Genomic DNA, 25,798 nt, shown 5'->3' on the forward strand with positions numbered 1-25,798 from the left:
GGAATGCGCGCGTCTGCGCTATTGTTGGACGTTGCGCTGGCTACTTCCTGCCCACCTCACAATCGCCTCTTGGCCGCTAACGACACCGTGGTCTTAGCCTGAGTCCACCCGCGGCTCAGCTTCAGTTGCGTGCGTGAGTTCCGGACAGTTCGTCCGCCAGCCGAACCGACACAATTATCTGCGGCGAACAGGCTTTGGTGGGCACCGGGTCGCACCGGCTTTCACTTCTAGCTCTCGTTGGTCGCACGAGGTGCTGGAAGGATGCATCTTGGCTGATTTCCGCCAGAGCTCAAACAACTCCGTACCTGGGGCGCCGAACCGCGTTTCTTTCGCCAAGCTCCGTGAACCGCTTGAGGTTCCGGGGCTGCTTGACGTTCAGACCGACTCGTTCGAGTGGCTGATCGGCTCGCAGGGTTGGCGGGAGCGCGCGCTGGAGCGCGGCGAGGTCACCCCCAAGGGCGGCCTCGAAGAGGTGCTCGACGAGCTCTCACCGATCGAGGACTTCTCCGGCTCGATGTCGCTGTCGTTCTCCGACCCGCGCTTTGACGAGGTCAAGGCGCCCGTCGATGAGTGCAAAGACAAGGACATGACGTACGCGGCTCCGCTGTTCGTCACGGCCGAGTTCATCAACAACAACACCGGCGAGATCAAGAGCCAGACGGTGTTCATGGGTGACTTCCCAATGATGACCGAGAAGGGCACCTTCATCATCAACGGCACCGAGCGTGTCGTGGTCAGCCAGCTGGTCCGCTCGCCCGGTGTCTACTTCGACGAGACGATCGACAAGTCCACCGAGAAGATGCTGCACAGCGTCAAGGTGATCCCCAGCCGTGGCGCCTGGCTGGAGTTCGACGTCGACAAGCGCGACACCGTCGGCGTGCGTATCGACCGCAAGCGCCGCCAGCCCGTCACCGTGCTGCTCAAGGCCCTCGGCTGGACCAACGAGCAGATCCACGAGCGGTTCGGTTTCTCCGAGATCATGATGGGGACCCTGGAGAAGGACAACACCGCAGGCACCGACGAGGCGCTGCTGGACATCTACCGCAAGTTGCGTCCGGGCGAACCGCCCACCAAGGAGTCCGCGCAGACCCTGCTGGAGAACCTGTTCTTCAAGGAGAAGCGCTATGACCTGGCCCGTGTCGGTCGCTACAAGGTCAACAAGAAACTCGGCCTGCACGCCGGCGAGCCGATCACCAGCTCCACGCTGACCGAAGAGGACGTCGTCGCCACCATCGAGTACCTGGTCCGTCTGCACGAGGGCCAGCACACGATGACGGTCCCGGGTGGCAGCGAGGTGCCGGTGGAGACCGACGACATCGACCACTTCGGCAACCGCCGGTTGCGTACCGTCGGCGAGCTGATCCAGAACCAGATCCGGGTCGGCATGTCCCGCATGGAGCGTGTCGTCCGCGAGCGGATGACCACCCAGGACGTCGAGGCGATCACGCCGCAGACCCTGATCAACATCCGGCCGGTCGTCGCCGCGATCAAGGAGTTCTTCGGCACCAGCCAGCTCTCGCAGTTCATGGACCAGAACAACCCGCTGTCGGGCCTCACCCACAAGCGTCGTCTGTCGGCGCTGGGGCCGGGCGGTCTGTCCCGTGAGCGCGCGGGGCTGGAGGTCCGTGACGTCCACCCGTCGCACTACGGCCGCATGTGCCCGATCGAGACGCCCGAAGGCCCGAACATCGGTCTGATCGGCTCGCTTTCGGTGTACGCGCGGGTCAACCCGTTCGGCTTCATCGAGACGCCTTATCGGAAGGTGGTCGACGGTGTGGTCTCCGATGAGATCCACTACCTGACCGCCGACGAGGAGGACCGCCACGTGGTGGCGCAGGCCAACTCGCCGATCGACGAGAGCGGCCGGTTTGCTGAACCGCGCGTTCTGGTCCGCCGGAAGGCGGGCGAGGTGGAGTACGTGCCCTCGTCCGAGGTGGATTACATGGACGTCTCGCCGCGCCAGATGGTGTCGGTGGCGACCGCGATGATTCCGTTCCTCGAGCACGACGACGCCAACCGTGCCCTGATGGGCGCCAACATGCAGCGCCAGGCGGTTCCGCTGGTGCGCAGCGAGGCGCCGCTGGTGGGCACCGGCATGGAGCTGCGTGCGGCGATCGACGCCGGCGACGTCGTCGTCGCCGAGGAGGCCGGCATCATCGAAGAGGTGTCGGCCGACTACATCACCGTCATGCACGACGTGGGCACCCGGCGCACCTACCGGATGCGCAAGTTCGCCCGCTCCAACCACGGCACCTGCGCCAACCAGTCGCCGATCGTGGACGCCGGCGACCGGGTGGAAGCCGGCCAGGTGATCGCCGACGGGCCCTGCACCGAAAACGGTGAGATGGCCCTGGGCAAGAACCTGCTGGTGGCGGTCATGCCGTGGGAGGGTCACAACTACGAGGACGCCATCATCCTGTCCAACCGCCTCGTCGAAGAGGACGTGCTGACCTCGATTCACATCGAGGAGCACGAAATCGACGCCCGGGACACCAAGCTGGGCGCCGAGGAGATCACCCGGGACATCCCGAACGTCTCCGACGAGGTGCTGGCGGACCTGGACGAGCGCGGCATCGTGCGCATCGGCGCGGAGGTCCGCGACGGCGACATCCTGGTCGGCAAGGTCACTCCGAAGGGGGAGACCGAACTGACCCCGGAGGAGCGGCTGCTGCGCGCCATCTTCGGCGAGAAGGCCCGCGAGGTCCGCGACACCTCACTGAAGGTGCCGCACGGTGAGTCCGGCAAGGTCATCGGCATCCGGGTGTTCTCCCGCGAAGACGACGACGAACTGCCCGCCGGGGTCAACGAGCTGGTTCGGGTCTACGTCGCGCAGAAGCGCAAGATCTCCGACGGCGACAAGCTGGCCGGACGGCACGGCAACAAGGGCGTCATCGGCAAGATCCTGCCGGTGGAGGACATGCCGTTCATGCCGGACGGCACCCCGGTGGACATCATCCTGAACACCCACGGTGTGCCACGACGGATGAACATCGGCCAGATCCTGGAGACCCACCTCGGGTGGGTGGCCAAGGCCGGCTGGAACATCGAAGGCGCCCCGGAATGGGCGGCGAACCTGCCGGAGGGCCTGCGGCATGCTCAGCCGAACCAGATCGTGTCGACCCCGGTGTTCGACGGTGCCAAGGAAGAGGAGCTGCAGGGCCTACTGTCCTGCACGCTGCCCAACCGCGACGGCGAGGTGATGGTCAACGGCGACGGCAAGGCCGTGCTGTTCGACGGGCGCAGCGGCGAGCCGTTCCCGTACCCGGTGACGGTTGGCTACATGTACATCATGAAGCTGCACCACCTGGTGGACGACAAGATCCACGCCCGTTCCACCGGCCCGTACTCGATGATCACCCAGCAGCCGCTTGGTGGTAAGGCGCAGTTCGGTGGCCAGCGGTTCGGTGAGATGGAGTGCTGGGCGATGCAGGCCTACGGCGCGGCCTACACGCTGCAGGAGCTGTTGACCATCAAGTCCGACGACACCGTCGGTCGGGTGAAGGTCTACGAAGCCATCGTCAAGGGCGAGAACATCCCCGAGCCGGGCATCCCCGAGTCGTTCAAGGTGCTGCTCAAGGAGCTGCAGTCGCTGTGCCTCAACGTCGAGGTGCTGTCGTCCGACGGTGCGGCCATCGAGCTGCGCGAAGGCGAGGACGAAGACCTCGAGCGGGCGGCCGCCAACCTGGGAATCAACTTGTCGCGCAACGAATCCGCGTCCGTCGAGGATCTTGCGTAAATACAGCTAGTGGTAACTAAACCCGCAAGGGGAAAGGGAGTTACGTGTTAGACGTCAACTTCTTCGATGAGCTCCGAATCGGCCTGGCAACCGCGGAGGACATCCGTCAGTGGTCCTACGGCGAGGTCAAGAAGCCGGAGACCATCAACTACCGCACCCTCAAGCCCGAGAAGGACGGCTTGTTCTGCGAGAAGATCTTCGGGCCGACTCGCGACTGGGAGTGCTACTGCGGCAAGTACAAGCGCGTGCGCTTCAAGGGCATCATCTGTGAGCGCTGTGGCGTCGAGGTGACCCGCGCGAAGGTGCGCCGTGAGCGGATGGGTCACATCGAGCTGGCCGCCCCGGTCACCCACATCTGGTACTTCAAGGGCGTCCCCTCGCGCTTGGGCTACCTGCTGGACCTGGCCCCCAAGGACCTGGAAAAGATCATCTACTTCGCCGCGTACGTGATCACGGCGGTCGACGACGAGATGCGGCACAACGAGCTCTCCACGCTGGAAGCCGAAATGGTGGTGGAGCGCAAGGCCGTCGAGGATCAGCGCGACGCCGACCTGGAGGCCCGCGCCCAGAAGCTCGAGGCCGATCTGGCCGAGCTGGAAGCCGAGGGCGCCAAGGCCGACGCCAAGCGCAAGGTGCGCGACGGCGGCGAGCGCGAGATGCGCCAGCTTCGTGACCGCGCGCAACGCGAGCTGGACCGCCTCGAAGACATCTGGACCACCTTCACCAAGTTGGCCCCCAAGCAGCTGATCGTGGATGAGAACCTCTACCGCGAGTTGCAGGACCGCTACGGCGAGTACTTCACCGGTGCCATGGGCGCGGAGTCGATCCAGAAGTTGATCGAGAACTTCGACATCGACGCCGAGGCCGAGAATCTGCGTGAGGTCATCCGAAGTGGCAAGGGCCAGAAGAAGCTTCGTGCTCTCAAGCGCCTGAAGGTGGTCGCCGCGTTCCAGCAGTCGGGCAACTCGCCGATGGGCATGGTCCTCGACGCCGTCCCGGTGATCCCGCCGGAGCTGCGCCCGATGGTGCAGCTCGACGGTGGCCGGTTCGCCACCTCTGACCTCAACGACCTGTACCGCCGCGTGATCAACCGCAACAACCGGCTCAAGAGGCTGATCGACCTCGGCGCGCCCGAGATCATCGTCAACAACGAGAAGCGGATGTTGCAGGAGTCGGTGGACGCGCTGTTCGACAACGGCCGCCGCGGCCGTCCCGTCACCGGGCCGGGCAACCGTCCGCTGAAGTCGCTGTCCGACCTGCTCAAGGGCAAGCAGGGCCGGTTCCGTCAGAACCTGCTCGGCAAGCGCGTCGACTACTCGGGCCGTTCGGTCATCGTGGTCGGCCCGCAGCTCAAGCTGCACCAGTGCGGTCTGCCCAAGCTGATGGCACTCGAGCTGTTCAAGCCGTTCGTGATGAAGCGGCTCGTGGACCTCAACCACGCGCAGAACATCAAGAGCGCCAAGCGGATGGTGGAGCGTCAGCGTCCGCAGGTGTGGGACGTGCTCGAGGAGGTCATCGCCGAGCACCCCGTGCTGCTCAACCGCGCGCCCACCCTGCACCGGCTGGGTATCCAGGCCTTCGAGCCGATGCTGGTGGAAGGCAAGGCCATTCAGCTGCACCCGTTGGTGTGTGAGGCGTTCAACGCCGACTTCGACGGGGACCAGATGGCCGTGCACCTGCCGCTGAGCGCGGAGGCCCAGGCCGAGGCGCGCATCCTGATGCTGTCGTCGAACAACATCCTGTCGCCCGCCTCTGGCCGTCCGCTGGCCATGCCGCGACTGGACATGGTGACCGGGTTGTACTTCCTGACCACCGAGGTTGCCGGAGACAAGGGTGAGTTCCAGCCTTCGGCGACGGACCAATCGGAGACCGGGGTCTACTCCTCGCCTGCCGAGGCGATCATGGCCGCCGACCGCGGCCTGCTCTCGGTGCGGGCCAAGATCAAGGTGCGGCTGACCCAGCTGCGTCCGCCGGCCGAGCTCGAGGCGGAGCTGTTCGGCGCCAACGGCTGGCAGCCGGGTGACGCCTGGGTTGCCGAGACCACGCTGGGCCGGGTGCTGTTCAACGAGCTGCTGCCGCTGGGCTATCCGTTCGTGAACAAGCAGATGCACAAGAAGGTGCAGGCCTCGATCATCAACGACCTGGCCGAGCGCTACCCGATGATCGTGGTCGCGCAGACCGTGGACAAGCTCAAGGACGCCGGCTTCTACTGGGCGACCCGCAGCGGTGTCACGGTCTCGATGGCCGACGTGCTGGTTCCGCCGCGCAAGAAGGAGATTCTGGACGCCTACGAGGAGCGCGCGGAGAAGGTCGAGAAGCAGTTCCAGCGTGGCGCGCTGAACCACGACGAACGCAACGAGGCCCTGGTCGAGATCTGGAAGGAAGCCACCGACGAGGTCGGTCAGGCGCTGCGGGAACACTACCCGAGCGACAACCCGATCATCACGATCGTGGAGTCCGGCGCTACCGGTAACTTCACCCAGACCCGGACGCTGGCCGGCATGAAGGGACTGGTGACCAACCCGAAGGGTGAGTTCATCCCGCGTCCAATCAAGTCGTCGTTCCGCGAGGGCCTGACCGTGCTCGAGTACTTCATCAACACCCACGGCGCCCGAAAGGGTCTGGCGGACACCGCATTGCGTACCGCCGACTCCGGCTACCTGACCCGTCGTCTGGTGGACGTCAGCCAGGACGTGATCGTGCGCGAGCACGACTGCCAGACCGAGCGCGGCATCGTCGTCGAACTGGCCGAGCGCCAGCCCGACGGCACCCTGATCCGTGACCCGTACATCGAAACCTCTGCGTACGCACGGACTTTGGGCGCCGACGCGGTCGATGAGGCCGGCAATGTCATCGTCGCGCGCGGCGAGGACCTCGGCGACCCGTCGATCGAGGCCCTGCTGGCGGCCGGCATCACGCAGATCAAGGTCCGTTCGGTGCTGACCTGCACCACCGGTACCGGTGTCTGCGCCACCTGCTACGGACGGTCGATGGCCACCGGCAAGCTGGTCGACATCGGCGAGGCCGTCGGCATCGTCGCCGCCCAGTCCATCGGTGAGCCCGGTACGCAGCTGACCATGCGTACCTTCCACCAGGGTGGTGTGGGTGAGGACATCACCGGCGGTCTGCCGCGTGTGCAGGAGCTGTTCGAGGCCCGCGTGCCCCGGGGCAAGGCGCCCATCGCCGACGTCACCGGTCGCGTGCAACTCGAGGACGGCGAGCGCTTCTACAAGATCACCATCGTTCCCGACGACGGTGGCGAGGAAGTGGTCTACGACAAGCTGTCCAAGCGTCAGCGCCTGCGGGTGTTCAAGCACGAGGACGGTTCCGAGCGGGTGCTCGCCCATGGCGACCACGTCGAGGTAGGCCAGCAGTTGATGGAGGGCTCGGCCGACCCGCACGAGGTGCTGCGTGTGCAGGGCCCGCGTGAGGTGCAGATCCACCTGGTCCGCGAGGTCCAGGAGGTCTACCGCGCGCAGGGTGTGTCGATCCACGACAAGCACATCGAGGTCATCGTGCGCCAGATGCTGCGCCGGGTCACCATCATCGATTCGGGCGCGACGGAGTTCCTGCCCGGTTCTCTGATCGACCGTGCGGAGTTCGAGGCGGAGAACCGCCGGGTGGTGGCCGAGGGCGGCGAACCCGCCGCCGGTCGTCCGGTGCTGATGGGTATCACGAAGGCGTCGCTGGCCACCGACTCGTGGCTGAGTGCGGCGTCGTTCCAGGAGACAACGCGTGTGCTGACCGATGCGGCGATCAACTGCCGCAGCGACAAGCTCAACGGTCTGAAGGAGAACGTGATCATCGGAAAGCTGATCCCGGCCGGTACCGGCATCAACCGGTACCGCAACATCCAGGTGCAGCCGACCGAGGAGGCCCGGGCCGCCGCATACACCATTCCGTCGTACGAGGACCAGTACTACAGCCCGGACTTCGGCCAGGCGACCGGTGCCGCGGTTCCATTGGACGACTACGGGTATTCCGACTATCGATAGGGCGATGACGCTGACGACGGCGATCGGGGTGCTCACGACACGACCTCGCACTATATTCAGGGGCCGTGGCTGATGATGGCGCGAGCGAAACTGCCGGTCAACTCGCGGATACACATCCGGCTTTCGTGGAGTTCTGGCACCCCGTAGCGCTGTCTTCGGAGGTCGCCGAAGCGCCGGTTGGGATTGTGCTCGGCGGGCAGCAGTGGGTGCTGAGCCGCCTGGATGGCGTCGTGGTTGCGTTCGCCGATTCGTGTCCGCACCGGCGGGCGCGGCTTTCGGCTGGTGAGATCGTTGCGGACACGCTGCGGTGTGGGTACCACGGATGGCGGTTCGCCGCCGACGGTGCCTGCGTGGAAATTCCGGCCCTTGGTGATGGAGCGTCGATTCCGGCGCGTTCGGCGCTGCGTCGGCCGGCGGCGGTGGCTGAACAAGACGGCCTGGTGTGGTTGGCGCCGAGTGCGCCGCGGGCGACCCTGCCCGACCTTGCGCCTCCGCGGGGACAAGCCAACTGTGGCATCGAGTTCCTGCCGCCCACGGAGGTGGGGGTCAACCCGGCGTTCCTCATCGAAAACTTCTTCGATGAAGCTCACGTGCCATTCGTGCACACGGCGACCATTGGCGGCGCCGGCCCAGAGCCTATCGAGCGCCGTGAATTCCAGCGGTGCGGCATGGGATTCACGGCAACGACCGAACACAGCTTCACCAACCGAATCGACTCGGGCGTGCATCAGGGTCTCCGGTCGGAGGTACAGCTGCGCCGGCTGACCTACCGCTACTGGCCGCCGTTTACCGGAACGCTGTGCATCGAGTACCCAGACGCAGGGGGGTGGCACTTCATCACCCTTGCTGTCCAGCCCAAAGACCGCGACAGTTCCCGGGTGTACAAGTCGGTGACCGGATCGGCGACCGAAGATGCCCACCAGGCCGAGATGTTCGGCAAGTACGAGCAGATGATCTGGGAGGAGGATTGGGAGTGGCTGGAGCGGGCACTGTCTGGGGTGCAGTTTCCCCTCGACCTGTCGGCTGACCTCCACACGAAAGCGGACCGGCTCTCCGTAGAGTTTCGGCGAATACTTGCTCTCATGGGCAATGAGAAGTCGAGCCAATCTTCTGAGGTCGCCTGACGGCCCGTCTCACTTGCGCGGCCGGTGCTAATTCCCGCACCGGGCTGCCCATCGTCAGTCGGAGACGGATTCTGCCGCGGTCGGCCCAGCTGCCCCATGCCGGACCGAACCCGAAGAACCAGACCGTTGACGAGTAATAGGGTAATAACGGCTAGCCCACGCAAAACTCGTGCGTCGTCGCCTGGAAAGGTTCGAGCCTGCCGTAGGTGTCGCGGGCCACCCCGTGATGCACGATGCGGTAGTGTCCGGGCGCCGCATCGGCCGGAATGTCCCACCGTAGCCGCACCCGCGAGCCGCTGCGCCCTTCGCGCTCCCACCGAAAGGTGGTCGACCAGTCGCCGTCGTCGGCGACTCGTACCCAGTCCTTACCGCGGAGGTGGACCACCTCGAGAAAGGTCCGGTTGCGGTGGACGTCGTTGCTGGGGTAGGCGCTGACGAACACGGCCTCGACCGAGTCGCCCGGACGGTATGTCGCGTCCGGCTCGGCGACGATCGCGCCGAAGGACCCGGTGTCGGCGGGAGCCCCCCGCAGCCAGCTGCGGGGCTTGTGCGGCCGGGGGCGGGCCGTGGGCGTCATCGGGCGGCCGTCGCGCATGGCCTCGGCGAGTCCGGCGACGGTCTGCATCAGCGCCGGCAGCTCCCATCGGCCGAACAGGGTGCTGCCGCCTTCGTAACGCTGTTCCAGGTATTCCTCGGGCGTGGTCACGTAGTGGATGTAGGCGTTGCTATAGCCCACGCAGAGCACATCATCGAGGTCGGCGCCGACGATCGACGCCACTGTGCGACGTAGTCGAAGACCCGAGACAATCGTTGGCTCGCCGGGAATGCCGATCAGATAGAGCCGTCCGACTCGCAGCAGCTGGACGGGAACGACCTCCTGAATGAAAGGCTGCAGCCGGTTCACCAGGTGTGCCGGAATGACCAACCCCTTGGGCTGCTGTGCCGAACGCAGCTTGCCGGCCACGCGGTATATGCCACGGGATAGCCTGTCCCAGAACGGGTTTCGTCCCTGGCCTTGCCGGAACCCGGGAAAGCCTTCGCCCTCGTCGGTCCCGGCGAACATCGCCGCGGCGATCATGGGTCGCCCGGTACGGCGCAGTTGACCGTCGGGGGTGTACTGTCCGCTGACCTCCACGGCACTGAGATCGACGTAGGTGAGCCTGGACTCGACGCCGGTGCCGATTGGGGTGCCCCTGTCGAGTTGTCCGAACGCATCCTCGAACTGGGAGAGGCCGATCTGACGGGTGTTCTCCAATTCGTCGGCTTCCCGGGACGGGCCGTATCCGATCGGCCCGCCGACGTGCGGACTGATGTCGCCCGGGTTGGTCTGCGCGAAGGCCGCGATGAATTCGGGTTGGCCGGCGAGGTAGTCCGCACCGCAATGGGTGCGCTCCCAGTGATAGGCGGCGAAACCCTTGTTGTCTCCGGAGATGAGCAGGTTGCGGTTGGTCATGCTGGTGCCGTGGGTGGCGAAGAAATGTATTGTGCCCACGGTCTTTTCGCCGCGATCGATCTGAATCAGGGTGGTGTGCGGGTCGATGCGGTCAGGGAAGTGCTGCCGGTCGGAAACCGGGTTGCGATCGAAGGCGGCCGGTGAGCGGTTGACGCTCGCCCCGTGCAACTCGCCGTGCGACACCGCCACCTGTGCGGGTGCCAGATCGTCGTGGGCAAAGCGCACCGATTCGACGATGCCGTCCACGATCGCCGCAAAGGTTGCCGGGCGGAACCCACTGGTGGACAGGTTGTACAGCAGGTGTCCGCAATAACCGCCGGGTCCGGAGTGGGTGTGTGTGGTGGTGATCAGCGTGTTCTGTGCGGTGTAGGTATCGCCGTATGACCTCGCCAACTGGCGCAGCACCTCGTCGGTCACGTTCTGCATCGGCAGCGGCAGCTCGGCGACCACCAGCAGGACCCGGGCGCCTCCCGGTGTGGCCTCGGCGAAGACGAATGCGCGCGACCGCAACCGTAGGTGGATACCAGCGGTGAGTTGGCCCGTCTTGCCGTACCCGAGCATGCCGCATTCGGCGGCCTCGCCGGTGATATCCGAGATGCCTCTCCCAACCGAAAGCCCCACCGACAGTCCCACCGCAAGCGTTGCCTCGTCCGTCACGCTCAACACCTTATGCTTCGCTCCCCGCGCGACGGCCTCACTAGACTGGGCAAGTGCTCATCGGTTCGCATGTTCGCCAGGACGACCCCCTTGCCGCAGCCGAGGCAGACGGTGCCGACGTGGTGCAGTTCTTTCTCGGCAACCCACAGAGCTGGAAGAAACCGAAGCCGCGCGATGACGCCGAGGCGCTGAAAAGCTCGAGCGTGCCGCTGTACGTGCACGCTCCGTATCTGATCAATGTCGCGTCGGCCAACAACCGAATCCGCATTCCGTCCCGCAAGATCTTGCAAGACACCTGTGACGCGGCTGCGGCGATCGATGCCACCGCAGTGATCGTGCATGGCGGTCATGCCGACGACAACGACATGGAGGCCGGCTTCGAACGCTGGGTCAAAGCGCTGGACTACCTGGAAACCGACATGCAGATCTACCTGGAGAACACCGCGGGTGGCGACCACGCGATGGCTCGGTACTTCGACACCATCGGCAGGTTGTGGGACCACATCGGCGACAAGGGAATTGGTTTCTGTCTGGACACCTGTCACGCCTGGGCGGCCGGCGAGGCGCTGATCGACGCGGTCGACCGCATCAAGGCACTGACGGGCCGCATCGACCTGGTGCACTGCAACGACTCCAGAGACGCGGCCGGATCCGGGGCAGACCGGCACGCCAACTTCGGCACCGGCCAGATCGACCCCGGGTTGCTTGTCGCGGTCGTCAGGGCCGCGGACGCCCCGGTCATCTGTGAGACCGCCGACGAGGGCCGCAAGGACGACATCGCTTTCCTGCGTGACAACGCCATCGATTGACGCACCCGAAGTCCGCTAGCCGGTGACGCGCTGCTCCAACAGATCCGCCACATCGATCCCACCGATCTGGAGCGACTGGCTGCACAACTCGCGTGCGTCGTCGGCGGCTACGCCGAACATCCGCAGCAGGTCTTGGGTGACCTGATCGGCGGTCTGGGCGGCGTCGCGCTCAGGCTCGGTCTGCACCAGCTGTCCCAGTCCGAGCAAAGCCCCGGCCGCGACCGCCATGGCCAGTTTGGGATCGGCCACCTGAAATCTCCCGGACTCGGCCGCCGCTTCGATATCACGCCTGGCGCGCGGCGCCAGGCCCCGTTCTTCGGTGATCAGTTCCGGGCCGTGATTGAGGACCATCCGACTCTCCGGCCGCCGGAACATGCGTCCGGTTACCCGGAAACTGAAGGCGAACCTCTCGGCGGGATCCTCGATGGATGCGGTCAACGCGTCGAGCAGGGCGCCGTGCGCGTCGAGAGCCTCGTCTATCGCGGCGTCGAACAGCTGGTCCCTGGTCTCGAAATGGTTGTAGAAGGAGCCCACACCTACGTCGGCGGCCTGGCAGATGTCCTGGATCGGCACATGAGGAGTGCCGGCGGCGATGAAGCCCTGGGCGGCCGTGATCAGCGCCGCGCGGGTGCGCCGCTTGCGCCGTTCGATGCGATTGGGTGGTTTGACGACGGGGTCCAACGTGGCCGCTCCGGAGATCGGGAATGTTCGGGCCCCGAGCCTACCTGATTTCTGAAGAAATATTCATTAAATCTTGACCGCCTCATACCTTGTTGGTGAAGATATCTTCACCAACAAGGTATGAGGCGGTTGTCATGGCACGCGAAAATGTAGAACGCAGCGTTTTACGCAGTGATCCCCGAAGTGTGGCTCTGGCTTGCTGCGGCGCCCTTGTCGTCGTCATGTCGGCCGTTGCCGGCGTCAACGTTGCGCTACCCGACATCACGCTCCACGAAGGGGCCGGCGCCACCGATCTGACCTGGATCGCCGATGCGCCCACGGTTGCACTCGCGGCGCTGGTGCTGCCGGCCGGAGCCATCGGTGACGAGGCGGGTCACTGCCGCACGCTGGCCGTCAGCAGTTGATCTTCGGCTTGGCCAACGCGCTGGCGGCAGCGGCCGGCTCGCCGCACCTGGTCATGATCGCCCGGGTGATCATGGGCTTCGGTGCGGCACTCGTGATGCCCAGCGCCATGTCGACGATCACCGCTGTGGCGCGTGCCGATCGCAATGTCCGCACGGTCGGCATCTGGGTCGGATTCGCCAGCGCGGGATCGATCATGGGATTGCTGCTGAGCGGTGTCCTGCTCGAGCACTACTCGTGGCGCTCCACATTCATCGGCACCACCGCCCTGGCGGGGGTTTGCCTCGTCGTCACGCTCATCGTCGTGCCCGACACCAGACGCGCCGAGCAACCCGCCCCGGACTTCCCTGGCGCCGGATTGAGCGCCCTGGGTGTCGGCGCGCTGGTGTACGGCCTCATCGAGGGTGCGGACCGCGGCTGGACCCACCCCGCCGTGCTCGCCGCTCTGATCCGCGCCGCGGCGGCGATCACCGTCTTCGTGTTCCATTGACTCCGCGCACCGGCCGATGCGGGACTCCTGCCTGGCGATCGACCGCGCTCACGTGTGCCGCGGCCGCCGGCGTCCACGCGCCCGTTACACCTCTTGTGCGGTTGTAGGGAAAATGTAACATTGGCGACATGCCAGATACGCATGTCGTGACCAACCAGGTGCCGCCGCTGGAGAATCACAACCCGGCCTCCTCGCCCGTTCTCATCGAGGCCCTGATCCGCGAGGGTGGGCAGTGGGGACTGGATGAGGTGACCGAGCTCGGGGCTCTCTCGGGTGGTCGCGAGGCGCAACGTTGGGGCGAGCTGGCCGACCGCAACCGGCCCGTGCTGCACACCCATGACCGGGTCGGGCACCGCGTCGACGAAGTGGAGTACGACCCGGCGTACCACGAACTGATGCGCACCGCGATCGCGCACGGCCTGCACGCGGCCCCCTGGGCCGACGACCGGCCGGGGGCCCACGTGGTGCGGGCCGCCAAGACGTCCGTCTGGACGGTCGAGGCGGGTCACATCTGTCCGATCTCGATGACCTACGCCGTGGTGCCGGCGCTGCGATTCAATCCCGAACTGGCTGCCGTGTACGAACCGCTGCTCACCAGCCGCGAGTACGACCCGGAGCTGAAGCTGGCCGCCACGAAGCGCGGCATCACCGCGGGCATGTCGATGACCGAGAAACAGGGCGGCTCCGACGTGCGGGCCGGCACCACGCAGGCGTTGCCCAACGGCGACGGCACCTACAGCCTGCGCGGTCACAAGTGGTTCACGTCGGCGCCGATGTGCGACATCTTCCTGGTACTCGCCCAGGCGCCGGGCGGCTTGTCTTGCTTCATGTTGCCGCGCATCCTGCCCGACGGCTCCCGCAACCGGATGTTTCTGCAACGGCTCAAGGACAAACTCGGTAACCACGCCAACGCATCCAGTGAGGTCGAATACGACGACGCCACCGCGTGGCTGGTCGGCGAGGAGGGCCGTGGCGTCCCGACCATCATCGAGATGGTCAACCTCACCCGCCTGGACTGCACGCTGGGCAGCGCCACCAGCATGCGCACCGGACTCACCCGCGCCACGTATCACGCCCAACACCGAAAGGCGTTCGGTGCCTACCTGATTGATCAGCCCCTGATGCGCAATGTGCTGGCCGACCTGGCGGTCGAGGCCGAGGCCGCCACCATGGTGGCGATGCGGATGGCCGGAGCCACCGACAAAGCCGCCCGGGGCGACGAGCGGGAGGCGCTGCTGCGCCGCATCGGCCTGGCGGCCAGCAAATACTGGGTGTGCAAGCGCTCCACGCCGCATGCGGCCGAGGCGCTGGAATGCCTGGGCGGCAACGGTTACGTCGAGGACTCCGGCATGCCGCGGCTCTACCGGGAGGCCCCACTGATGGGCATCTGGGAGGGTTCGGGCAATGTCAGCGCGCTGGATACGTTGCGCGCCATGGCAACTCGGCCCGAGTCCGTCGAGGTGCTGTTCGACGAACTGGCCCAGACCGCGGGCCAGGACGCCAGGCAGGACGCCCACGTCGAGCGGCTGCGCGAGCAGCTGGCCGATCTGGACACGATCGCATACCGGGCCCGCAAGGTGGCCGAGGACATCTGCCTGGCGCTGCAGGGATCGCTGTTGGTCCGCCACGGCCACCCGGCGGTCGCCGAAGCCTTCCTGGCCACTCGGCTGGACGGGCAGTGGGGCGGGGCGTTCGGCACCATGCCGAGCGGTCTGGACCTGGCGCCGATCATCGAGCGTGCGCTGGTCAAAGGATGACCCACGCGATCAGACCGGTCGATTTCGACAACCTGAAGACGATGACCTACGAGGTCACCGACCGGGTTGCGCGCATCACCTTCAACCGGCCCGAGAAGGGCAATGCGATCGTCGCCGACACCCCGCTGGAGCTCGCGGCCCTGGTCGAGCGTGCCGACCTGGACCCCAATGTCCACGTCATTCTGGTTTCTGGCCGCGGCGAGGGGTTCTGCGCGGGTTTCGACCTGTCCGCCTACGCCGACCGGACCGGGTCGGCGGGCCAGGAAGGCGGATACCACGGCACGGTGCTGGACGGGAAGACGCAGGCGGTCAACCACCTGCCGAACCAGCCGTGGGACCCGATGATCGACTACCAGATGATGAGCCGATTCGTGCGCGGCTTCTCCAGCCTGATGCACGCCGACAAGCCGACGGTGGTGAAGATTCACGGCTACTGCGTGGCCGGTGGCACCGACATCGCGCTGCATGCCGATCAGGTGATCGCCGCCGCCGACGCGAAGATCGGCTACCCGCCGACCCGGGTGTGGGGTGTCCCGGCCGCGGGTCTGTGGGCGCACCGGTTAGGTGACCAGCGCGCCAAGCGGCTGTTGCTCACCGGTGACTGCATCACCGGCGCACAGGCCGCCGAGTGGGGCCTGGCCGTCGAGGCGCCCGATCCCGCCGATCTCGACGCCCGCACCGAGCGGTTGGTGGCAAGGATCGCCGCGTTGCCGGTCAACCAGTTGATCATGATCAAGCTCGCGCTCAATGCCCCGTTGCTGCAGCAGGGAGTCGCCACCAGCCGCATGGTCAGCACGGTCTTCGACGGAGTGGCCCGGCACACAGCGGAGGGGCACGCATTTGTCGCCGACGCGGTCGAGCACGGTTTCCGCGAAGCGGTCAAGCACCGCGACGAACCGTTCGGCGATCACGGCCGGCGAGCCTCCCAGGTGTAAGGCAGTGCCCACGTCGTTGGCCCGCATGACCGCCCGGTCGGTGGTGCTCAGCGTATTGCTCGGGGCGCACCCGGCCTGGGCCACCGCCAGCGACTTGGTCCGGCTCACAACCGATTTCGGTATCAAGGAAGCCACGCTGCGGGTGGCGCTGACCCGCATGGTCGGTGCCGGTGATCTGATCCGCTCGGCCGACGGCTATCGGCTCTCCGACCGCTTGCTGGCCCGTCAACGCCGGCAGGATGAGGCGATGCGGCCGCGAACCCGGGCCTGGCGCGGGGACTGGCACCTCGTCGTCGTCACTAGTGTCGGCACCGACCCCCGTACCCGTGCTTCTCTCCGAAACACCATGCACGACAAACGTTTCAGCGAATTGCGGGAAGGTGTCTGGATGCGCCCGGACAACCTCGACCTGCAGTTGGCGCCGGACGTTGCGGCCCGAGTGCGGGTGCTGTTGGCCCGTGACGACGCCCCGGCGGAACTGGCCGCGCAACTGTGGGACTTGGCCGGGTGGGCCGCCGAAGGCCACCGGTTGCTCGAGGAGATCGGTCAAGCGTCGGACATGCCCGGTCGTTTCGTGGTGGCAGCGGCCATGGTGCGCCACCTCAACTCCGATCCGATCCTGCCCGAGGAACTGCTGCCCGCGGACTGGCCGGGCGCGCGGTTGCGGGCGGCCTACCACGACTTCGCCACCGAACTGGCGGAACTGCGTGATACGACCCAACTTCAGGAGGCGACGTGAGCGATTTGGTGCGGGTGGAGCGTGACGGCCCGGTGACCACGGTGTGCATCAACCGGCCCGAGGCCCGCAATGCGGTCAACGGCCCGACAGCGGCTGCGCTGCACACGGCGTTCGAGACGTTCGACCGCGACGACACCGCGTCGGTGGCGGTGTTGTGCGGCGAGGGCGGAACATTCTGTGCGGGAGCGGACTTGAAGGCATTCGGCACACCGCAAGCCAACTCCGTGCACCGGACCGGTCCCGGCCCGATGGGACCGTCGCGCATGATGCTGTCCAAGCCGGTGATCGCCGCGGTCGACGGTTACGCCGTGGCCGGCGGCCTGGAGCTGGCGTTGTGGTGCGATCTGCGAGTGGCCGAGGAGGACGCCGTCTTCGGCGTGTTCTGCCGGCGCTGGGGAGTGCCGCTCATCGACGGCGGAACCGTGCGGTTGCCACGCCTGATCGGGCACAGCCGTGCGATGGACATGATTCTGACGGGTCGCGGGGTCAAGGCCGAAGAGGCGCTGGCGATCGGTCTGGCCAACCGGGTGGTGCCCAAAGGTCAAGGGCGCCAAGCTGCCCAGCAGCTGGCCGCCGAGCTGGCCGCATTGCCGCAGCAATGTCTGCGGTCGGACCGGCTGTCGGCGCTGCACCAGTGGGGCCTGCCGGAGTCCGCGGCGATGGACCTGGAGTTCGCCAGCATCTCCCGAGTGGCCGCCGAGGCGCTGGAGGGCGCCGGACGCTTCGCCGGCGGCGCGGGCCGGCACGGCGCACCGGCTACTTAACCGCCCTTGGTGATCTTGTTGTTGGGACCGATTTCGTTGATCTCCGGGTCGCCGTCTTTATAGGTGATGGTGTTGTCCATCCCCAGCACCGTGATGCGTTTAGTGACCTTGTCGACGGTGATCTTGTTCTTGGTGCCGCCGACGCTCACCGTCTCGCAGTTGCCGTTGACGGTCAGCGTGTTGTCCGACCCGGTCACATTGAGCGACTTACCCTCTTCGCAGGCAATCGTGGCGGTCTGCCCCATAGACGCGTAGACGACGGTGTCGCCCACCTGGACCGAAGTGCTCCCGGTCGGCAGGACACCGGTGCTGCTGGTCGTCTCCGCGGCCCCGCTGCTGGTGGTGGTCGACGACTTGGTCGAGGACGACGTGCTGCCCCCGGGCGGCCCGGCCGTAGAGCTGCAACCGGCCAGCCCCACGGCGGCGGCGACGGCCGCGGTTGCCAGAGCCGCGCCGGCCAGTCTGAAGGTGTTGGCAGTTCCGTTGGCGCGCATGGTTTCTCGATTCCTCTCGATTTTGGAAACTGTCACACTTGCCGGCTCAGGGCCCTACTCGCTGGATCCTGTTGACCATCCCCAGCTCGCGGCCGCGATCCCAGATGACGGGGTCGCCGTTCTTGAAGTACACGGTCCCGTCATAGCCGTACACGGTGATGTCGTTGACGACTGTGTCGGCGATGACCGTGTTGCCGGTCCCCATCATGGTGACCGCCCAGCAGCTGCCCTTGGCGGTGACGATGTTGTTGGTCCCGTTGACGATGAGGGTGGCGTCGCCACAGTCGATCGTGGTCTCGACGCCCTGCCCGGTGATATGGGTGTCGCCGTTCTTGGCGTGTGCCGCAGGCGCGGCGGGTACGGCGACGACGCTCGCGGCGCAGACAGCCAGCGTTCCCACGGCGGTTGTCCATTTCACTGCGGGCCCCCCTTCGTTGGGTGGGTGGTCTGCTCGATGAGACCTCGATTGAGATTACGTGTATCCAACTGCGCGACGACAGCCCATGTGCGCATTTCTTTTCCAAACAGCCAACGCGCCTGCCGCGACCTCGGAGCGCCCACCCTTCGACCCGGTGCGAGTCAACTAGAGTCATTAGTTATCTCTCACGTCACGCGAGCCCGGGCGCGCAGGGCCGGCCTATCGAAGGGTGAAACCGCCATGGCAGCTCAGCCGGAGCCACCGTCCGGTGGTGGCCGTGCGCGCAGCGGGAAGTCGGGAGCCCGTCAAGCGAAGCTGAGCCGTGAGGGCATCGTCGACGGCGCCCTGACATTCCTGGACCGGGAGGGTTGGGACTCCCTGACGATCAATGCCCTGGCGACCCAATTGGGGACCAAGGGACCGTCGCTGTACAACCACGTGCACAGCCTCGAGGATCTGCGCCGTGCCGTACGCATCCGGGTCATCGACGACATCATCACGATGCTCAACCGCGTGGGGGAGGGGCGCTCCCGTGACGACGCCGTCCTGGTGATGGCCGGCGCCTACCGCAGCTACGCACACCATCACCCCGGGAGGTACTCCGCATTCACCCGGATGCCACTCGGCGGTGACGACCCCGAATACACGGCGGTGACCCGGGGTGCGGCCGCACCGGTCATCGCGGTGCTGTCCTCCTACGGCCTGCAGGGCGAGGAGGCTTTCTATGCGGCACTGGAGTTCTGGTCGGCGATGCACGGATTCGTACTGCTGGAGATGACCGGCGTGATGGACGAGATCGACACCGACGCCGTGTTCACCGACATGGTGCTGCGCCTGGCGGCCGGGATGGATCGGCGCACCGTGCAGGCGGCCGAGACGCCCTGACGCGGGCCGGAGACCGGCCGGGACGACCGCGCGGAGGCGCTTTTGACCTGCCAGACTCCGGACGGGTATTGTGGGACCTCGTGCCTGGCGGCTAACGACGCCTGAAGTAGGGGGCGTAAATGCCGGGCCAATTCGCGTGTCCACAGTGCAACGGATGATCGATTCCGGGCAAACGCATGCGACACGCCCGGCCGCGGGGTGATGAAGTTATTCCGCGGAGGGGCATAACTGCAGTACAGGAACTTTTGAACAGCGCACTCGATAAGCACCACAAGAACAGCAACACAGAAAGCCGGTAGATGCCAACCATCCAGCAGCTGGTCCGAAAGGGTCGTCGCGACAAGATCGCCAAGGTCAAAACCGCGGCTCTGAAAGGCAGCCCGCAGCGTCGTGGCGTATGCACCCGCGTGTACACCACCACTCCGAAGAAGCCGAACTCGGCGCTTCGGAAGGTTGCCCGTGTGAAGCTGACGAGTCAGGTAGAGGTCACGGCCTACATCCCGGGCGAGGGCCACAACCTGCAGGAGCACTCGATGGTGCTGGTGCGCGGCGGCCGGGTGAAGGACCTGCCCGGTGTGCGCTACAAGATCATCCGCGGCTCGCTGGACACCCAGGGTGTCAAGAACCGCAAGCAGGCTCGCAGCCGCTATGGCGCCAAGAAGGAGAAGAGCTAATGCCGCGCAAGGGGCCCGCGCCCAAGCGTCCGTTGGTCAACGACCCGGTCTACGGGTCGCAGCTGGTCACCCAGTTGGTGAACAAAGTTCTGCTGAAGGGGAAGAAATCGCTGGCTGAGCGCATTGTCTATGGTGCGCTCGAGCAGGCCCGCGACAAGACCGGCACCGACCCCGTCATCACCCTCAAGCGTGCTCTCGACAACGTCAAGCCGGCGCTGGAGGTCCGCAGCCGCCGCGTCGGTGGCGCCACCTACCAGGTGCCCGTCGAGGTGCGCCCGGACCGGTCCACCACGCTGGCGCTGCGCTGGCTCGTCAGCTTCTCTCGGCAGCGCCGCGAGAAGACGATGGTCGAGCGCCTGGCCAACGAGATCCTGGACGCCAGTAACGGCCTGGGTGCCTCCGTCAAACGACGTGAGGACACCCACAAGATGGCCGAGGCAAACCGCGCCTTCGCGCACTATCGCTGGTGACGGCTTCCAGCGGGACCCGCTGGCGCATCCGATAGTCAACTGAGCAACGAAAGAGTGGGAAGACTTCTGTGGCACAGAAGGACGTGCTGACCGACCTCACGAAGGTCCGCAACATCGGCATCATGGCGCACATCGACGCCGGCAAGACCACGACGACCGAGCGCATCCTCTACTACACCGGCATCAGCTACAAGATCGGTGAGGTTCACGACGGCGCAGCCACGATGGACTGGATGGAGCAGGAGCAGGAGCGGGGTATCACCATCACCTCCGCGGCCACCACCTGCTTCTGGAACGACAACCAGATCAACATCATCGACACCCCCGGACACGTCGACTTCACCGTCGAGGTGGAGCGCTCGCTGCGCGTCCTGGACGGCGCCGTCGCGGTGTTCGACGGCAAGGAAGGCGTCGAGCCCCAGTCCGAGCAGGTCTGGCGCCAGGCCGACAAGTACGACGTGCCGCGCATTTGCTTCGTCAACAAGATGGACAAGATCGGCGCCGACTTCTACTTCTCCGTGCGGACGATGGAGGAGCGGCTCGGCGCCAACGTCATTCCGATCCAGCTGCCGGTCGGCTCCGAAGGCGACTTCGAGGGCGTCGTCGACCTGGTCGAGATGAAGGCCAAGGTGTGGAGCGCCGAGGCCAAGCTGGGGGAGAAGTACGACGTCGTCGATATCCCCGCCGATCTTCAGGAGAAGGCCGACGAGTATCGCACCAAGCTGATCGAGGCCGTCGCCGAGACCGACGAGGAACTGCTGGAGAAGTACCTCGGCGGGGAAGAGTTGACCGTCGCCGAGATCAAGGGCGCGATCCGCAAGCTGACCATCAGCTCGGAGGCGTACCCGGTGCTGTGCGGCAGCGCGTTCAAGAACAAGGGTGTGCAGCCGATGCTGGACGCCGTCATCGATTACCTGCCCTCGCCGCTGGACGTGCCGGCTGCCGTCGGTCACCCGCCCGGCAAGGAGGACGAGGAGATCGTCCGCAAGCCGTCCACCGACGAGCCGTTCTCGGCGCTGGCGTTCAAGGTTGCGACACACCCCTTCTTCGGCAAGCTCACCTATGTCCGGGTGTACTCGGGCAAGGTCGACTCCGGCTCGCAGGTCATCAACGCCACCAAGGGCAAGAAGGAGCGTCTGGGCAAGCTCTTCCAGATGCACTCCAACAAGGAAAACCCGGTGGAGACCGCATCCGCGGGACACATCTACGCGGTGATCGGTCTCAAGGACACCACCACCGGTGACACCCTGGCCGACCCGAACAACCAGATCGTGCTCGAGTCCATGACGTTCCCGGACCCGGTCATCGAGGTGGCGATCGAGCCGAAGACCAAGAGCGACCAGGAGAAGTTGAGCCTGTCGATCCAGAAGCTCGCCGAAGAGGACCCCACCTTCAAGGTGCACCTGGACCAGGAGACCGGTCAGACCGTGATCGGCGGCATGGGCGAGTTGCACCTGGACATCCTGGTGGACCGCATGCGCCGCGAGTTCAAGGTCGAGGCCAACGTCGGCAAGCCGCAGGTGGCCTACAAGGAGACCATCCGCCGCAAGGTGGAGAACGTCGAGTTCACCCACAAGAAGCAGACCGGTGGTTCCGGTCAGTTCGCCAAGGTCCAGGTCACCCTGGAGCCGTTCGTCAGCGAGGACGGTGCGACCTACGAGTTCGAGAGCAAGGTCACCGGTGGGCGCATTCCGCGGGAGTACATCCCGTCGGTAGACGCCGGTGCGCAGGACGCCATGCAGTACGGCGTGCTGGCCGGCTACCCGCTGGTGAACCTCAAGCTCACCTTGCTCGACGGCGCCTTCCACGAGGTCGACTCCTCGGAGATGGCGTTCAAGATCGCCGGTTCGCAGGTGCTGAAAAAGGCTGCGGCGCAAGCCCAGCCGGTCATCCTGGAACCGATCATGGCCGTCGAGGTCACCACGCCCGAGGACTACATGGGTGACGTGATCGGCGACCTGAACTCCCGCCGTGGCCAGATCCAGGCCATGGAGGAGCGGGCAGGGGCACGTGTCGTCAAGGCGCACGTTCCGTTGTCGGAGATGTTCGGCTACGTCGGCGACCTGCGGTCCAAGACTCAAGGCCGGGCGAACTACTCCATGGTGTTCGACTCGTACTCCGAAGTTCCGGCGAACGTGTCGAAGGAAATCATCGCGAAGGCGACGGGCGAATAGGGCCGGCAAGCCTGCGAGTAGGCTGACGCGGTTAGCACCGCGGCAAAACCAAGAAAAATCAACACTGCTTTTTTAAGCACCAACAGTCCAGGAGGACAACAAAGTGGCGAAGGCGAAGTTCCAGCGGACCAAGCCCCACGTCAACATCGGGACCATCGGTCACGTTGACCACGGCAAGACCACCCTGACCGCGGCTATCACCAAGGTCCTGCACGACAAGTACCCGGACCTGAACGAGTCGAAGGCGTTCGACCAGATCGACAACGCGCCTGAGGAGCGTCAGCGCGGTATCACGATCAACATCGCCCACGTGGAGTACCAGACCGACAAGCGCCACTACGCGCACGTCGACGCCCCTGGCCACGCCGACTACATCAAGAACATGATCACCGGTGCCGCCCAGATGGACGGCGCGATCCTGGTGGTCGCCGCGACCGACGGCCCGATGCCGCAGACGCGCGAGCACGTGCTGCTCGCCCGTCAGGTGGGCGTGCCCTACATCCTGGTGGCGCTGAACAAGTCCGACGCCGTCGACGACGAGGAGCTGCTCGAACTCGTCGAGATGGAGGTCCGCGAGCTGCTGGCCGCCCAGGACTTCGACGAGGACGCCCCGGTGGTGCGGGTCTCGGCGCTCAAGGCGCTCGAGGGCGACGCCAAGTGGGTCGAGTCCGTTGAGCAGCTGATGGACGCGGTCGACGAGTCGATCCCGGACCCGGTCCGCGAGACCGACAAGCCGTTCCTGATGCCCGTGGAGGACGTGTTCACGATCACCGGTCGTGGCACCGTCGTCACCGGTCGTGTGGAGCGCGGTGTGGTCAACGTGAACGAGGAAGTCGAGATCGTCGGCATCCGTCCGACCACCACCAAGACCACGGTCACCGGCGTGGAGATGTTCCGCAAGCTGCTCGACCAGGGTCAGGCCGGTGACAACGTCGGTCTGCTGCTGCGTGGTGTCAAGCGTGAGGACGTCGAGCGCGGCCAGGTCGTCATCAAACCAGGCACCACCACCCCACACACCGAGTTCGAGGGCCAGGTCTACATCCTGTCCAAGGACGAGGGCGGTCGCCACACGCCGTTCTTCAACAACTACCGTCCGCAGTTCTACTTCCGCACCACCGACGTGACCGGTGTGGTGACGCTGCCGGAGGGCACCGAGATGGTGATGCCCGGTGACAACACCAACATCTCGGTGAAGCTGATCCAGCCCGTCGCCATGGACGACGGTCTGCGGTTCGCGATCCGTGAAGGTGGCCGCACCGTCGGCGCCGGCCGGGTCACCAAGATCATCAAGTAGCCGGTTACTGCGCGAGCAGACGGAGAAGCCCCCGAAAACCTCGGTTTTCGGGGGCTTTCACGTCTGATCGGTGCGTCAACTTGTGATCGGTAAAGGCCGGGCCGAGCGCTACTCTGACATCATCTTTCGGGCACCTGGCCCGGATCCAGTGAGGGGAAAGCACATGCTCGCGCGGTACATCAAGATGCAGCTGCTGGTGTTGTTGTGCGGCGGCCTGGTCGGACCGATCTTCCTCGTCGTCTACTTCACTCTCGGTTTCGGTCAACTGTTGTCGTGGATGTTCTACGTCGGACTGCTCATCACCGTCGCCGACGTGCTGGTCGCGATCGCGTTGACGTACTGGAGCGTCAACAACGCCGCCAAGAACGAGGCGCTCGAGGCGACCGGAGTGCTTGCGCTGGCCCAGATCAACGGGTTGAGCGAGACGGGCACCCGAATCAACGAGCAGCCGGTGGTCAAGGTGCACCTGCATATCTCCGGCCCCGGGATCGCGCCGTTCGACAGCGAAGACCGGGTGATCGCGAACGTGACGCGGCTGGGCAACCTGACGGCGCGCAAGCTCGTCGTCCTGGTCGACCCGGCCACCAACCAATACCGAATCGACTGGGAGCGAAGCGCATTGGTCAACGGGCTGGTACCCGCCCAGTTCACCGTCGAGGAAGACAACCGGACCTACGACCTCAGCGGCCAGGCCGGGCCGTTGATGGAGATCCTGCAGCTGCTCAAGTCCAACAACATCCCACTCAACCGCATCGTCGATGTGCGGTCCAACCCGGCGCTGCGCCAGCAGCTGCACGCGGTGGTGCGTCGTGCCGGCCAGCAGCAGGTGCAGCAGACCCAACAGCCGCAAGCACCGCAGGCCTCGATCGCCGACCGCCTGCAGGAGCTGGACTCGCTGCGCGCGAGCGGCGTGGTCAACGACCAGGAATACGCCAGCCGCCGGGCCCAGATCATCTCCGAGATCTGACCTAACTAGAACACGTTTCAGTTTCGCTGCTAGCCTGGCAGGCGGCGAAAGGGGAGCAGTGGCGCAAACACTTCAGGGACGGGTGGCATTCATCACCGGAGCCGCGCGCGCCCAGGGACGTTCTCATGCGATCCGGCTTGCCCGCGAGGGCGCCGACATCATCGCCTCGGACATCTGCGCGCCGGTCTCGGACACCCTGACCTATCCGCCGGCCACGCCGGAGGATCTCGCCGAGACCGTTCGCGCCGTGGAGGCCGAAGGCCGCAAGGTGCTGGCCCGCGAGGTCGACATCCGCGACGATGTCGCGGTGCGGCAGTTGGTGGCCGACGGGATCGAACAGTTCGGCCGGCTCGACATCGTGGTCGCCAACGCCGGGGTACTGGGCTGGGGCCGGGTCTGGGAACTCACCGACGAGCAGTGGGACACCGTCATCGGGGTCAACCTCACCGGGACCTGGCGCACCCTGCGGGCCACCATCCCGGCGATGATCGAAGCCGGCAACGGTGGCTCGATCGTCGTGGTCAGCTCCGCGGCCGGCCTGAAGGCGACGCCGGGCAACGGCCATTACGCGGCCAGCAAGTTCGGGCTGACCGCGCTCACCAACACCCTGGCCCTCGAACTCGGCGAATACGGCATCCGGGTCAACTCCATCCACCCCTACTCTGTCGATACCCCGATGATCGAGCCGGAGGCGATGATGCAGGTGTTCGCCAAGCATCCCCGGTTCGTGCACGCTTTTCCGCCAATGCCCGTGCAGTACAAGGGTTTCATGTCACCCGACGAGGTGTCCGACGTCGTCGTCTGGCTGGCCGGCGACGGCTCCGGCACGCTGTCGGGCACCCAGATCCCGGTCGATAAGGGCGCGTTGAAGTACTGATTG

The 25,798-nt window shown here is 65.8% G+C and carries 21 protein-coding genes; 17 read left to right on the forward strand and 4 right to left on the reverse strand.

What is annotated here, in order from left to right; translation table 11 throughout:
- The first annotated feature begins 250 nt into the window (after positions 1–250).
- The 3 genes from rpoB (at position 251) to JX552_RS05450 (ending at position 8,855) form a co-directional block, all read left to right on the forward strand.
- A complete protein-coding gene (gene rpoB / locus JX552_RS05440) occupies positions 251–3,736 on the forward strand; it encodes a DNA-directed RNA polymerase subunit beta (RefSeq protein WP_205878254.1) in 3,486 nt (1,161 codons plus the stop codon).
- 44 nt (positions 3,737–3,780) lie between these two features.
- The gene (locus JX552_RS05445) at positions 3,781–7,731 is read left to right on the forward strand and encodes a DNA-directed RNA polymerase subunit beta' (RefSeq protein ID WP_205876433.1); all 3,951 of its coding nucleotides are present in this window, start codon (positions 3,781–3,783) and stop codon (positions 7,729–7,731) included.
- Between the two features lie 65 nt (positions 7,732–7,796).
- Positions 7,797–8,855 (forward strand): aromatic ring-hydroxylating oxygenase subunit alpha, encoded by a 1,059-nt coding sequence (locus JX552_RS05450; RefSeq protein ID WP_205876434.1) that lies wholly within the window; start codon positions 7,797–7,799, stop codon positions 8,853–8,855.
- Between the two features lie 151 nt (positions 8,856–9,006).
- Here the strand turns inward: JX552_RS05450 and JX552_RS05455 are convergent, their stop codons facing one another.
- Entirely contained in the window at positions 9,007–10,965 is a 1,959-nt protein-coding gene (locus tag JX552_RS05455) for a neutral ceramidase (protein WP_277396040.1), read from the reverse strand.
- 53 nt (positions 10,966–11,018) lie between these two features.
- Here JX552_RS05455 and JX552_RS05460 point away from each other — a divergent pair, with 53 nt between their 5' ends.
- Positions 11,019–11,774: a deoxyribonuclease IV gene (locus tag JX552_RS05460; protein WP_205876435.1), complete on the forward strand. Its 756-nt coding sequence runs from the start codon at positions 11,019–11,021 to the stop codon at positions 11,772–11,774.
- A 15-nt stretch (positions 11,775–11,789) separates the two neighbouring features.
- Here JX552_RS05460 and JX552_RS05465 read toward each other — a convergent pair whose 3' ends face one another.
- Positions 11,790–12,455, reverse strand: coding sequence for a TetR/AcrR family transcriptional regulator (locus JX552_RS05465; protein WP_205876436.1), 666 nt, complete (start codon positions 12,453–12,455; stop codon positions 11,790–11,792).
- Positions 12,456–12,676: 221 nt separating this feature from the next.
- On the opposite strand from JX552_RS05465, the gene JX552_RS05470 reads away from it, so the two are divergent.
- The 6 genes from JX552_RS05470 to JX552_RS05495 all read left to right on the forward strand — a co-directional run bounded on the left by JX552_RS05470 (position 12,677) and on the right by JX552_RS05495 (position 17,542).
- Positions 12,677–12,859 (forward strand): hypothetical protein, encoded by a 183-nt coding sequence (locus JX552_RS05470; protein WP_205876437.1) that lies wholly within the window; start codon positions 12,677–12,679, stop codon positions 12,857–12,859.
- Positions 12,856–13,347, forward strand: a complete 492-nt coding sequence (locus JX552_RS05475; protein ID WP_205876438.1) for an MFS transporter — start codon at positions 12,856–12,858, stop codon at positions 13,345–13,347. The genes JX552_RS05470 and JX552_RS05475 overlap by 4 nt, the downstream gene beginning before the upstream one ends.
- Positions 13,348–13,475: 128 nt before the next feature.
- Positions 13,476–15,104, forward strand: coding sequence for an acyl-CoA dehydrogenase family protein (locus tag JX552_RS05480; protein WP_205876439.1), 1,629 nt, complete (start codon positions 13,476–13,478; stop codon positions 15,102–15,104).
- A complete protein-coding gene (locus JX552_RS05485) occupies positions 15,101–16,039 on the forward strand; it encodes a crotonase/enoyl-CoA hydratase family protein (RefSeq protein WP_205876440.1) in 939 nt (312 codons plus the stop codon). The genes JX552_RS05480 and JX552_RS05485 overlap by 4 nt, the downstream gene beginning before the upstream one ends.
- Positions 16,040–16,055: 16 nt before the next feature.
- Positions 16,056–16,778, forward strand: a complete 723-nt coding sequence (locus tag JX552_RS05490; RefSeq protein WP_205878255.1) for a PaaX family transcriptional regulator C-terminal domain-containing protein — start codon at positions 16,056–16,058, stop codon at positions 16,776–16,778.
- A complete protein-coding gene (locus JX552_RS05495) occupies positions 16,775–17,542 on the forward strand; it encodes a crotonase/enoyl-CoA hydratase family protein (RefSeq protein ID WP_205876441.1) in 768 nt (255 codons plus the stop codon). Before JX552_RS05490 ends, JX552_RS05495 begins: the two co-directional genes overlap by 4 nt.
- Here the strand turns inward: JX552_RS05495 and JX552_RS05500 are convergent.
- Positions 17,539–18,036 (reverse strand): DUF3060 domain-containing protein, encoded by a 498-nt coding sequence (locus tag JX552_RS05500; protein WP_205876442.1) that lies wholly within the window; start codon positions 18,034–18,036, stop codon positions 17,539–17,541. The genes JX552_RS05495 and JX552_RS05500 overlap by 4 nt on opposite strands.
- A gap of 46 nt (positions 18,037–18,082) precedes the next feature.
- Positions 18,083–18,454 carry a DUF3060 domain-containing protein gene (locus tag JX552_RS05505; protein WP_205876443.1) on the reverse strand — a complete coding sequence of 124 codons (372 nt, stop codon included), beginning with the start codon at positions 18,452–18,454 and terminating at the stop codon, positions 18,083–18,085.
- A 240-nt stretch (positions 18,455–18,694) separates the two neighbouring features.
- On the opposite strand from JX552_RS05505, the gene JX552_RS05510 reads away from it, so the two are divergent.
- The 7 genes from JX552_RS05510 to JX552_RS05540 all read left to right on the forward strand — a co-directional run bounded on the left by JX552_RS05510 (position 18,695) and on the right by JX552_RS05540 (position 25,795).
- Positions 18,695–19,339: a TetR/AcrR family transcriptional regulator gene (locus JX552_RS05510; protein WP_205876444.1), complete on the forward strand. Its 645-nt coding sequence runs from the start codon at positions 18,695–18,697 to the stop codon at positions 19,337–19,339.
- 299 nt (positions 19,340–19,638) lie between these two features.
- Positions 19,639–20,013, forward strand: coding sequence for a 30S ribosomal protein S12 (gene rpsL, locus JX552_RS05515; protein WP_007167812.1), 375 nt, complete (start codon positions 19,639–19,641; stop codon positions 20,011–20,013).
- Positions 20,013–20,483, forward strand: a complete 471-nt coding sequence (gene rpsG / locus JX552_RS05520) for a 30S ribosomal protein S7 (RefSeq protein ID WP_036352615.1) — start codon at positions 20,013–20,015, stop codon at positions 20,481–20,483. The genes rpsL and rpsG overlap by 1 nt, the downstream gene beginning before the upstream one ends.
- A 68-nt stretch (positions 20,484–20,551) precedes the next feature.
- A complete protein-coding gene (gene fusA / locus JX552_RS05525; protein WP_205876445.1) occupies positions 20,552–22,657 on the forward strand; it encodes an elongation factor G in 2,106 nt (701 codons plus the stop codon).
- 103 nt (positions 22,658–22,760) lie between these two features.
- A complete protein-coding gene (gene tuf, locus JX552_RS05530; protein ID WP_205876446.1) occupies positions 22,761–23,951 on the forward strand; it encodes an elongation factor Tu in 1,191 nt (396 codons plus the stop codon).
- Between the two features lie 163 nt (positions 23,952–24,114).
- Positions 24,115–24,918 carry an SHOCT domain-containing protein gene (locus JX552_RS05535; protein WP_205876447.1) on the forward strand — a complete coding sequence of 268 codons (804 nt, stop codon included), beginning with the start codon at positions 24,115–24,117 and terminating at the stop codon, positions 24,916–24,918.
- Positions 24,919–24,976: 58 nt separating this feature from the next.
- Positions 24,977–25,795: a mycofactocin-coupled SDR family oxidoreductase gene (locus tag JX552_RS05540; protein WP_205876448.1), complete on the forward strand. Its 819-nt coding sequence runs from the start codon at positions 24,977–24,979 to the stop codon at positions 25,793–25,795.
- Positions 25,796–25,798 lie beyond the last annotated feature (3 nt).

The sequence above is a fragment of the Mycobacterium gordonae genome, assembly GCF_017086405.1.
Lineage (GTDB): Bacteria > Actinomycetota > Actinomycetes > Mycobacteriales > Mycobacteriaceae > Mycobacterium > Mycobacterium gordonae_D.